7 protein-coding genes are annotated in these 9,908 nt (G+C 67.4%); 2 read left to right on the top strand and 5 right to left on the bottom strand.

Annotation, left to right across the window (positions count from 1 at the left end; all coding sequences use genetic code 11):
- Positions 1 to 78: 78 nt before the first annotated feature.
- Positions 79 to 1,077 carry an AraC family transcriptional regulator gene (locus tag A9513_RS31800; protein WP_065086467.1) on the bottom strand — a complete coding sequence of 333 codons (999 nt, stop codon included), beginning with the start codon at positions 1,075 to 1,077 and terminating at the stop codon, positions 79 to 81.
- Positions 1,078 to 1,221: 144 nt separating this feature from the next.
- Here A9513_RS31800 and A9513_RS31795 point away from each other — a divergent pair, with 144 nt between their 5' ends.
- The gene (locus A9513_RS31795; RefSeq protein ID WP_024767436.1) at positions 1,222 to 1,539 is read left to right on the top strand and encodes an Mpo1-like protein; all 318 of its coding nucleotides are present in this window, start codon (positions 1,222 to 1,224) and stop codon (positions 1,537 to 1,539) included.
- Positions 1,540 to 1,561: 22 nt separating this feature from the next.
- Here the strand turns inward: A9513_RS31795 and A9513_RS31790 are convergent, their stop codons facing one another.
- Both A9513_RS31790 and A9513_RS31785 read right to left on the bottom strand, forming a co-directional pair.
- Complete coding sequence (locus tag A9513_RS31790; RefSeq protein WP_065086466.1) at positions 1,562 to 3,082, bottom strand: glycosyltransferase family 39 protein; 1,521 nt, start codon at positions 3,080 to 3,082, stop codon at positions 1,562 to 1,564.
- 57 nt (positions 3,083 to 3,139) lie between these two features.
- The gene (locus A9513_RS31785) at positions 3,140 to 7,456 is read right to left on the bottom strand and encodes a DEAD/DEAH box helicase (protein WP_065086465.1); all 4,317 of its coding nucleotides are present in this window, start codon (positions 7,454 to 7,456) and stop codon (positions 3,140 to 3,142) included.
- A 112-nt stretch (positions 7,457 to 7,568) separates the two neighbouring features.
- Here A9513_RS31785 and A9513_RS31780 point away from each other — a divergent pair, with 112 nt between their 5' ends.
- Entirely contained in the window at positions 7,569 to 7,937 is a 369-nt protein-coding gene (locus A9513_RS31780) for a hypothetical protein (protein WP_024764332.1), read from the top strand.
- A gap of 76 nt (positions 7,938 to 8,013) precedes the next feature.
- On the opposite strand, the gene cheR is transcribed toward A9513_RS31780, so the two are convergent.
- Complete coding sequence (cheR, locus tag A9513_RS31775) at positions 8,014 to 8,835, bottom strand: protein-glutamate O-methyltransferase CheR (RefSeq protein WP_024764333.1); 822 nt, start codon at positions 8,833 to 8,835, stop codon at positions 8,014 to 8,016.
- 121 nt (positions 8,836 to 8,956) lie between these two features.
- The gene (locus tag A9513_RS31770; RefSeq protein WP_037011045.1) at positions 8,957 to 9,895 is read right to left on the bottom strand and encodes a chemotaxis protein CheV; all 939 of its coding nucleotides are present in this window, start codon (positions 9,893 to 9,895) and stop codon (positions 8,957 to 8,959) included.
- Between the last annotated feature and the right edge of the window lie 13 nt (positions 9,896 to 9,908).

Here is a 9,908-nt window from a genome sequence, read left to right as displayed (position 1 = left end):
CGCGAACGCTTGGGCGCCGGTATCAAGCGGTTCGCGAGCAAGCTCGCTCCTACAACCAGCCGCTTGGCGCCGGCGGAATCACAACTCCTCGCGGTACTCCCCCGGCGTCTTGCCGAACCAGCGGCGGAAGGCACGGAAGAAGTTGCTCGGCTCCGAGAACCCCAGCAGGTAGGCAATCTCCAGCAGTGTCATGCGCGGCGTGGCGAGGTACTGCTGGGCCAACTCGCGGCGGGTGTCGTCGAGCAGTTGCTGGTAGCTGGTGCCCTCTTCCTGAAGGCGGCGCTGCAGGGTGCGTTCGGACAGGTGCAGCGCCTGCGCCACGTTCTCGCGCTTGGGCTCGCCCTGGGGCAGCAGGCGGCACAGGACCTGGCGCGTCTGGTGGCTGAAGCGGCTGCTGACGAAGCGCGCCAGGTATTCCCCGGCAAAGCGGTCGTGCAGGCGCGCCAGTTCCTCGTTGGCAGTGGGTAGCGGCGCAGCCATGTCCTCGTGGGAAAACAGCATCGCGCAGTCGGCGTGGCCGAAGCTCAGCGGCGCCTGGAACAGTTCCCGGTAGGGCTCGATGTCCTGCGGCGGCTCGCCCGCCAGGCGTACCTCGAGCGGCTTGATTGCCCGCCCGGTAATCCAGCGCAGCATGGCGGTCAGGCTGGCCAGCGAGCATTCCGCGCTCTGCCGCGGCACCGGCAGGCGGTCGCCGTGGACCACGATGCGGTAGAGGCAGCCTTCGGGGAGGCGGCGGAAGCTCAGGTCGGCGCCCTCGGCAATGATCCGCTGGTAGCGCTCGAGCCGCTCGAAGCCCTCGCCCAGGTTGCGGCTGGACATCAGCGCGTAGCCCACCACCGGGAACGCCGGAGTGTGCACGCGGGCAATGTTCAGGCCGATGGCCGGATTGCCGGACAGCTCCACGGCGCGGTTCCACAGGCGGCTCATGGCGTCCTGCGGGAAGCGCGCATCGGGGTCGTCGAGGGCAGCGAAATCCAATCCCAGTTCGGCGAACAGCGCTCGGCTGTCCAGGCCTTCCAGTTCCAGGGACTGGACGATTCCCCGCACCCAACTGGACAGGGTCGTACGCTCAGGCATGCGTTTTCTTCTGGTTATGGTGGTCAACGGCGCCACCGCCAGTCAGCTGGCGGCGCAGGGGGATACTAAACTGGTCCCCTATGCCATCCGCAAGTCCGATAGCTCCAGCCTACACTGGGCCACCACAACAACAGGAGGTGCGCCATGAGCACCCAGACCGCCGATCGGTTCCGGAGCTTCGCCGAGTTCTACCCGTATTACCTGCAGGAGCACAGCAATGCCGTGTGCCGTCGCCTGCATTACGTGGGCAGCCTGCTGGTGCTGTCGATCCTCGCCTACGCCATCGTCAGCGGGCACTGGTTGTGGCTGCTGGCCATGCCATTGGCCGGCTACGGCTTCGCCTGGGTCGGCCACTTCGTGTTCGAGAAGAACCGCCCCGCCACCTTCAAGTACCCGTTGTGGTCGCTGATGGGCGACTGGGTGATGCTCAAGGACGCCTTTACCGGACGCATCCGCTTCTAAGGCTGCAACGCAACGCGTGCCCTCAACGCGCCGCGTTACGCTGCGCCGTGCGCTCGAAGAGGATCGCCTGCACCTCGCCGCCGGCGTGTTGCGCCACCCGTTTCCAGGTGGCCGGCACGTCGGGAATCTCCTGGTCGTTGTAGCGGCTCATCACCAGCCAGACGCGCCCCTGGTCCTGCGGCAGGTCCGCCAGGTGGTCGACGAAGGCATGCTGGCGGTCGTCGATCAGCGAACCAAAGCCATAACGCCCCGGCCGGCCCGAGCTGCCATCCGCCGCCGGTGCGGTGTAGAGCAATGGTTCGTGGCCGGTCTGGTTGTAATAGCGGAAGGTCAGGTACCAGAGGATGTCATCGACCACCACCCGGTCGCCGGCGCGGTAGTGGGCGTTGACGTAGGCCGCCATGCCGTCGAACTGCTCGTCCGGGTCGATGGCGATCGCGCGCCCCACCCCGATGCCCTGCAACCCCAGCAGGGTCACCAGCAGCACCGTCCCCAGCGCACGGCGCTTATCCAGCAGGCGATCCAGCGCCAGCGCCAGCAGCAGCGGCAAGCCCAGGGCGAAAGCCGTGAGGTAGCGTTCGACGAAGACCGGGGAAATGAACGAGATGCCATACAGCAGCAGCAAGGGCATGCCGCAATAGAGCGCCAGCAGTACCCCGCCACGCTGGGGACTGCGGTCGGCGCGCAGCACCAATGCAGCCGCCGCCACCAGCAGCAGCGGCACGCCGAGCAGCACGGGCCAGGGCAACTCGTTGCCATCGGATTGCGCCAGCCACTGCCAGAGCATCGAGGGTAGCGAGCGCGCATCCACCGGCGGCTGCCAGCCCACGTCGCCACCCGCTTCCAGCACCGCCATGTGGCGGATCAGGTCGAACAGCCCGGGCAACCAGGGCAGGAACAGCACGGCGATGGCCAGGTTGGCCAGCCACCAGTCGCGTCGGCGCAGCGGGCTGTTCGGCAGCGTTGCCAGCCACAGCCACTGCACGAGTGCGCCGAACAGGCTGAAGTAATGGGTGTAGAAGGCCGCGGTCATCAGCGCGACATACACCAGCAGATAGCGCCGCCGCTGCACCTGCCGCCAGTACAGCAACGCCAGGGTCGCCGCCAGCAACCAGCAGCCGAGCAGCGAATACATGCGCACTTCCTGGCTGTAACGTACCGCCGTGGGCAGCATTGCCAACAACAGCACGGCGATGAAAGTGGCCCGCGGCGAAGCCAGCCGCCATACCAGCCAGCCGCCGAGAAACACCGCAAAGGTGCCGAACACGGCGCTGAACGATCGCAGCGAAAGAACGCCCTCGCCCGCCACTGCGACCCAGGCATGCAGCAGGAAGAAGTACAGCGGCGGATGCACGTCGTGGGCGGCGTGCTGCCAGAGCTGGACGGGCGAATAGCGGGCGAGGAACAGGCTGGAGGTCTCGTCCCCCCACAGTGCCGAATCCGACAGACCATAAAGGCGCAGGCACAGGGCGAGCACCAGCAGCGGCAGGAACCACCACTGGCGCAACAGGACAGGCAGAGTCGGCGGCTCGCGGGACAGCATCACACCCTCGTAGGAAAGACGTGCGTGCCGCTGAGTGTAAGCCAGGCAAGGCCGAAATCAGCGACGGATCAGCAGCTCCCGCGCACGGGCCTGGTCCGCGGGCGGCAGTTCAGCCAGCAGTTCCACCTCACCGGCGATCAGCGCACCCACCGGCACGCCATCGCGATAGAGCACGCGGTTGCCGCTCACTGCCGGCACCTTGCGTCCCGGCAGCAGCGTGCCGGCGAGGTTCAGCGGATCCACCGCGGAGACCACCACCCATTCGCCGTTCGCCTCCCGGCGCCGGACTTCGCGCAGCAGGCCGACCGCTTCAGGGAGGGCGAACTGCTCCCCGGTCAGCCCGGCGACGAAGCGCCCGCCGCGGATTTCCCCGCGCGCCTCCAGGCGATGGTAGACCCGCAACAGGTCGCGCCACGGCGGCAGCCAGTCAGCCTCGCGGTCAAGCAGGCGCCAGCAGACCACGCCATAGCGGCGCAGCAGGGTCATGGCGACGTGTTCCAGGGTTTCCGCCGGCAACCGTGCTCCGGGCTCCAGCGCGGAGCGCCGCAGCAACGCCCAGCGCCCGGCATCGGCCATACCGAACAGCGGCGTGCGCGAACGGCGCTGCGGATGGCGACGCGCCGCCGGCATCAGCAGGGCGCGCAGGCCGGCGAAGCTGTCGGCATTCACCCGCCCAGCCGCCACCAGCTCGCCCAGCACGCTTTCCAGTTCGGTGCGCAGCAGGTGGCTGTCGCTGGCCAGTTCCTCGAAGAACGACGCGCCGTGCTCCTTGAGCACGTCAAGCACCTTGCCGGCCTTGGCCGACAGCTCGGCATCCGCCTGCCCCGCACTCAGCTCGCGCCACTGCGCCATCTGCGTGCGCGGAAGCAGCACGATGGGCGTGCTCTTCAGTGGCCCGCCGCGGGCCTTACCGGCGCTGCGACCGGGCAAGCGCGCCCAGACGATGCGACCGGCGCGGCAGAGGTCGTCCAGCCAGTTGATCCCGTAGTCGGCCACGCGGCTGGGCAGGATGTCGCTCTCCCAGGCCGAGGCTGCGGCCTGGAAGCCTTCCAGCTGACTGAGCACGCCGGCCAGGGACTCGGCCCCGCGCACCCGCGTGCCGCTGGCGACGCGCTGCCAGTCGAAGAGGAAGCGCATGAAGTCGGCACGTTGCACCGGTTCGATTTCCCGGCGCAGGCGCTTCACCGTGTAACGATGGATACGCGCCAGCAAGTGGCGCTCGCACCACTCCTCTTCCTGCGCGCCCGGCGTGAAGCGGCCGCGCAGTACGTAACCCTCGCGCTCCAGGCTGGCCAGGGCGAAACCGGCATCGCCGGTGGATATCCCCAGGTCGTCGGCCAGCTCGCGCAACAGCCGCGGGCCGAAACCGGTCAGGCGCGCCCGTACCAGTTCGACCTGCGCCTCATCGGTCATGCAGGGTTGAAGCAGTGACGGTGGCAGGTCCAGCAGTGGCGTCCGTGTGACCTGCGGATGCAGCGCCAGCCACTGGCTGAGCCGCTCCGCCGCCACCCAGACATCGCCCACCGGCAGCGCCAGGCGCGTCGCCCGGCCCGCCCTGGCCAGCGACTTGAGCAGGAAGGGCCAGCCCTCGTTGGCCTGTGCCTCGCTCTCGCGAATACCGCCCAGGCCCGTCAGCGCCTCATGCATCTCGTCGGCGTCGCGAGCCTCCGGCCAGGCCTCGGCGCGCACCGCGTCGATGGCGTCGGCATCCAGCGCACCGAGGTCGTCGGCGCTGTCCGGATCGGTCCAGCGACGGCTCTGCACCGCCTGGGTACGCCGCTCCTCCAGTGGCGCATCGTCGAGGAAGGCATAGGGGCTGGCCGACAATACTTCCGCCGCCAATGGCGAAGGTGCTGGAAGGTCGCGCGCCAGCAAGGTCACCTCGCCGCGCTCCATGCGCCGCAGCAATGCCAGCCAGCCCTCGCAGTCCATGGCTTCGTGCAGGCAGTCGTCGAGGGTCTGCGCCACCAGCGGGTGATCGGGAATCTCTCGCTCGCCAACGATGTTCTCCAGGCACGCCACCTGGTCGGGGAACACCGAGGCCAACAGGTCTTCGCTGCGCATGCGCTGCAACTGCGGGGCGACCTTGCGGCCGCCGCTGTAGCGCGGCAACGCCAGCGCCGTGGTGGCGTTCCAGCGCCAGCGCACGCCGAACAGCGGCGCGTCGAGCAGCGCCTGGGTCAGCACGTGCTCGGCGCTGTTGGAATGCAGGTAGCGCCAGACCTCGTCCAGCGGGAAGCTGTGGCTGGTGGACAGCGACAGGATGATCGCGTCTTCGGTGGCGGCGGCCTGCAGTTCGAAGTTGAAGGTGCGACAGAAGCGCTTGCGCAGCGCCAGGCCCCAGGCGCGGTTGAGGCGGCTGCCGTAGGGCGAATGGATGACCAGCTGCATGCCGCCGGATTCATCGAAGAAACGTTCGAGTATCAGGGTCTTCTGCGTCGGCAGTGCACCGAGGGCATGGCGCGCACGGGCCAGGTATTCCACCAGTTGCCACGCTGCCGCATCGATCAGGCCGAGCTGTTCCTGCAGCCAGTCGATGGCCCGCGCCAGCGGTTCAGGATCGTTCTCGCCTTGGGCCAGCAACTCGTCCAGCTGGCCGCGCAGACGAGCGACACTGGTGGACAGCTCGTCGCTGCGCCCCGGCGCCTCGCCGAGCCAGAAGGGAATGTTCGGCGGTTGGCCCTGGGCGTCCTCGACGCGCACGCGGCCCGGTTCGACGCGCAGGATGCGGTAGGAAATGTTGCCGAGCTGGAACACGTCGCCCGCCAGGCTTTCCACGGCGAAGTCCTCATTCACCGTGCCCACGGTCAGGCCTTGCGGCTCCAGCAGTACGGCGTAGTCGCCGGTATCGGGGATGGTGCCGCCGGAGGTCACGGCGGTCAGCTTGGCACCGCGCCGGCCGCGCAGGCGCTGGTGGACCGCATCGCGGTGCAGGTAGGCGCCGCGCTGGCCATTACGGCTGGTGTAGCCCTCGGCGAGGGTGCGCAACATGCCGTCGAAGTGCTCGCGGCTCAGTTCGGCGTAGGGCTGCGCGCCGGTGAACAGGTCGAACAGCGCGTCCTCGCGCCATTCCTGGCAAGCCACTTCAGCGACGATCTGCTGGGCCAGGACGTCCAGCGGTGCGCGGGGAATTGCCAGCGCGTCCAGCTCCCCCAGGCGCACGCTGTCGAGCAGCGCTACGCATTCGATCAGATCGTCCCGCGAGGTCGGGAACAGCCGCCCCTTGGGCGTGCCGCCAACACTGTGCCCGGAACGCCCCACACGCTGCAGGAAGGCTGCGATGGAGCGCGGCGAGCCGAGCTGGCAAACCAGCTCCACGTCGCCGATATCGATACCCAGCTCCAGCGAGGCCGTGGCTACCAGCACCTTCAACTGCCCGGCCTTGAGCCGCTGCTCGGCGCCCAGGCGCAGTTCCTTGGAAAGGCTGCCATGGTGCGCCGCCACCCAGCCGGCGCCGATGCGCTCGGCGAGATGCCGGGTCACGCGCTCAGCCAACCGCCGGGTGTTGACGAACACCAGCGTGGTGCGGTGTTCGCCGGCCAGTTCGGCGAGGCGGTCGTAGACCTTGTCCCAGACGTCGTGGGACATCACCGCTTCCAGCGGCGCGGACGGCACCTCCAGGTTCAGGTCGCGCTGGCGGCTGTAGCCGATGTCGACGATACGGCAGGCCGGGTGGCGGCCGACCAGGAAACGCGCCACCGCTTCGATGGGTTTCTGCGTGGCAGACAGGCCGATGCGCACCAGCGGCGCCTCGCACAACGCCTGCAAACGCTCCAGCGACAGCGCCAGGTGGCTGCCGCGCTTGCTCGCCGCCAGTGCATGGATTTCATCGACGATCACGCTGCGCGCCCCGGCCAGCATGGCGCGGCCGGAGTCCGAGCCGAGCAGCACGTAGAGCGATTCGGGCGTGGTCACCAGGATATGCGGCACCTGCCTGCGCATGGCCTCACGTTCCTTGGTCGTGGTGTCGCCGGTGCGCACGGCAGTGCGGATCTCCACTTCCGGCAGGCCCATCTCGCCCAGCACGGCGCGGATACCGGCCAGCGGTTCCTCGAGGTTGATGCGAATGTCGTTGGACAGCGCCTTGAGCGGCGAGACATAGACCACCGTGGTGCGGTCCGGCAGCACGCCGCCGTTATCCAGCCCCTCGCGGACCAATGCATCGATGGCCGAGAGGAAAGCCGTGAGCGTCTTGCCCGAACCGGTGGGTGCGGCGACCAGTGTCGATTCCCCCGCCTGGATCGCCGGCCAGGCCTGTACCTGCGCCTGGGTCGGCGCCTTGAAATGCGCACGGAACCAGCCGGCCACCGCCGGGTGGAAGGCGGACAGCACATCGGCGCGCTTGCCGCGGGTGGAGGTTCGAGGGGCAGTCATGCAGACCAATATGGTGGTGCGCGAAGCCCGTCACAAGGACCACTGATCGCGCCTCGCCGCACGCGGCGCCAGCCGTTACGCTGCACCCATCCAGCCGGCGGAATGACACTCGATGAGCGAGCGTGATCGCGACTACTACTGGGAACAGGTCAAACAACAGAACCGGCAGAAGCCGCCCGATGCGCCGAAGCGCAAGTGGCGGATGCTGGTGAAGGCGTTGCTGTGGTTCCTCATCCCCTTGCTGATCGTGGCGGCAGGCGCAGCCCTGTGGCGCAACCCCGCCAGCCAGTTCTGGCTCCAGGAACGCTGGGGGCTGCTGCAGACACGCCTGGGCATTTCCCCGAGCGGCCTGCAGGCCACTCCGCCAGCTTCGCCCTACAGCGACAGTCCGCGCAGGCTGTCGGACTGCATCAAGCCGGGCAACGTGATCGACGACGAAGTGCGAGCCTGCGTCAAAGGCTATCGGCCGAAGACCTGGTGACGGGCAGCCTGCGGATCATGGCCATGGCCGCACAGCGCGATGAGAACCCCGCCCGCTCGGGCGGGGTATCGGCCGATCACTTGGCCTTGTAGATGATGCCCGGGCTGCACTGGACCATCTGGTAATGATCCGGCAGCGCGTTGAGCGCCTCGGAAGCGCCGAGGAACAGGTAGCCGCCGGGCTTGAGGGTGGCATGGATGCGCAGCAGGATGTCGCGCTTCACCTCGGCCGAGAAATAGATCAGTACGTTGCGGCAGAACACCATGTCGAACTTGCCCAGCGTCGCGTAGCTGTCCAGCAGGTTCAGCGCGCGGAACTCCACGCGGCTCTTGATCGCTGGCTTCACTGTCCAGCGTCCCGGGGTCTTCTGGTCGAAGTAGCGCGCCAGGCGCTCCTGCGACAGGCCGCGGCCAATCGCCAGGCTGTCGTACTCACCGGCCTTGCAGGCACTGAGCATCGAGCCGGAGAGATCGGTGGCGACGATCTGCACGCCCGCCTTGAGCTGGCCGAGGTTGGTGCGCTCGAACTCGTCGATGGCCATCGACAGCGAATAAGGCTCCTGCCCCGAGGAACAGGCCGCCGACCAGATGCGCAGGCGCTGGCCGGGCGCAGCCTTGATCATCTCCGGCAGCACGCGGTTCTTCAGTACTTCGAAGGGGTAGGTATCGCGAAACCACAGGGTCTCGTTGGTGGTCATCGCGTCGACCACCTGCTCGCGCAGCTGGCTGCGCATCTGGATCTTCTGCACCAGCTCGCCCAGGGACTTGATGCCCTGCTGTTCCATCAACTTGTTCAAGCGGCTGGAGACCAGGTACTGCTTGTTGGCGCCCAGGAGGATGCCGCAGGTCTTCTCCAGGAAATCCCGGAACAGCTCGAATTCAGAATTGGTGGATGTCACAGATAAACCTCTTTGCTCGTGGACGGCTGCCGACGGTGCGGCGGCAACTGCCTGACCGGTGCTCAAAAAAACATAGACGATGCGGGCGGCACCGGCGCCACCCGCACCTCGTCACTGCCCGTCAGGCCGACGCGCCATCCACGGCCTTGATCCGGTCCGACACGCGGGCCGCCAGGTCATCGGGACGGAACTTGGCAAGGAAGTCGTCAGCGCCGACCTTCTTCACCATGGCCTGGTTGAACACCCCGGACAACGAAGTATGCAGGAGAATGTGCAGATCCTGCATGCGCGGGTCGTGACGGATTTCCGCCGTGAGCGTGTAGCCGTCCATCTCCGGCATCTCGATATCCGAGATCACCATCAACAGGTCGCTGCCCGGATGCCCGCCGGCCTCCACCATCTGGTGCAGGTAATCCAGCGCCTGGCGGCCATCGTTGAGTGCCAGCACCTCGACGCCGACGGTTTCCAGGCAACGCACCAGTTGCTTGCGCGCCACCGAGGAGTCATCCACCACCAGCACGCGCTTGCTCACCGCGCGGGCCTGAGTGTCGGCATCCAGCACGCCTTCGGAGATATCCTCCGAGGTCGGCGCCACTTCGGCGAGGATCTTCTCCACGTCGATGATTTCCACCAGCTGGTTGTCCACCCGCGTCACTGCCGTCAGGTAGTGGTCGCGACCGGTGCCCTTGGGTGGCGGATGGATCGATTCCCAGTTCATGTTGACGATGCGCTCCACCGAGTGCACCAGGAAGCCCTGCACCTTGGTGTTGTACTCGGTGATGATCACGAAACTGTTGGCGACATCCCGCAGGGCGTGACGCCCCGTGGCCAGCGCCAGATCGAGGATCGGGATGGTACCGCCGCGGATGTTCGCCACCCCGCGCACCACCTGGCTGGACTTGGGCATCACGGTCAGGCGGGGGCACTGCAGCACCTCCTTCACCTTGAACACGTTGATCCCGTACAGCTGGCTGCCGTTCAAACGGAACAGCAGCAGTTCGAGACGATTCTGGCCAACCAGCTGCGTACGCTGGTTGACCGAATCCATGACTCCGGCCATTGAGCCTCCTGTG

This window comes from Pseudomonas sp. AU12215 (assembly GCF_001675465.2).
Classification (GTDB): domain Bacteria; phylum Pseudomonadota; class Gammaproteobacteria; order Pseudomonadales; family Pseudomonadaceae; genus Pseudomonas; species Pseudomonas nitroreducens.
The sequence above is the reverse complement of the archived record's forward strand: the minus strand, read 5'-3'. Positions and strand labels throughout refer to the sequence as shown.

Bases quoted from the DNA above. Each gene is read 5' to 3' on its own strand.
- A9513_RS31800 (WP_065086467.1), bottom strand. From the start codon at position 1,077: ATGCCTGAGCGTACGACCCTGTCCAGTTGGGTGCGGGGAATCGTCCAG.
- A9513_RS31795 (WP_024767436.1), top strand. From the start codon at position 1,222: ATGAGCACCCAGACCGCCGATCGGTTCCGGAGCTTCGCCGAGTTCTAC.
- A9513_RS31790 (WP_065086466.1), bottom strand. From the start codon at position 3,082: ATGCTGTCCCGCGAGCCGCCGACTCTGCCTGTCCTGTTGCGCCAGTGG.
- A9513_RS31785 (WP_065086465.1), bottom strand. From the start codon at position 7,456: ATGACTGCCCCTCGAACCTCCACCCGCGGCAAGCGCGCCGATGTGCTG.
- A9513_RS31780 (WP_024764332.1), top strand. From the start codon at position 7,569: ATGAGCGAGCGTGATCGCGACTACTACTGGGAACAGGTCAAACAACAG.
- A9513_RS31770 (WP_037011045.1), bottom strand. From the start codon at position 9,895: ATGGCCGGAGTCATGGATTCGGTCAACCAGCGTACGCAGCTGGTTGGC.